1 pseudogene is annotated in these 274 nt (G+C 68.6%); it reads right to left on the bottom strand.

What is annotated here, in order from left to right:
- Positions 1-65 precede the first annotated feature (65 nt).
- A pseudogene (locus MKD49_RS25930) lies at positions 66-274 on the bottom strand (peptidase S1); the annotation flags it as partial.

Here is a 274-nt window from a genome sequence, read left to right as displayed (position 1 = left end):
CACGCTGAAAAACAACGCCGCGCGTACCGTCACGGCTGCGCGCGGCGTCCTGCCGACGGGCGCCGCTACGCGTGCCCGCCCTTCTTCGTCGCCTGCAGTGCGCGAATCCGCATCCGTGCGCCCGTATCGCTGACCGTCGCGTCGTACATCGCCGCGAGATCGCGCTTGAGCGCGGTGCGCGAGCCGCCGTCGAGATACACCATGTGCCCCGACGGATAGAAACGCGCGGACAGGTTCTGCCGCACCTTCTGATCGTCGAGCGGCATCTGCGGCA

It is taken from the genome of Herbaspirillum sp. WGmk3 (genome assembly GCF_023952535.1).
Lineage (GTDB): Bacteria > Pseudomonadota > Gammaproteobacteria > Burkholderiales > Burkholderiaceae_D > Herbaspirillum > Herbaspirillum huttiense.
Note: the sequence above shows the minus strand (reverse complement) of the source record. Positions and strands in the feature narration are given on the sequence as shown.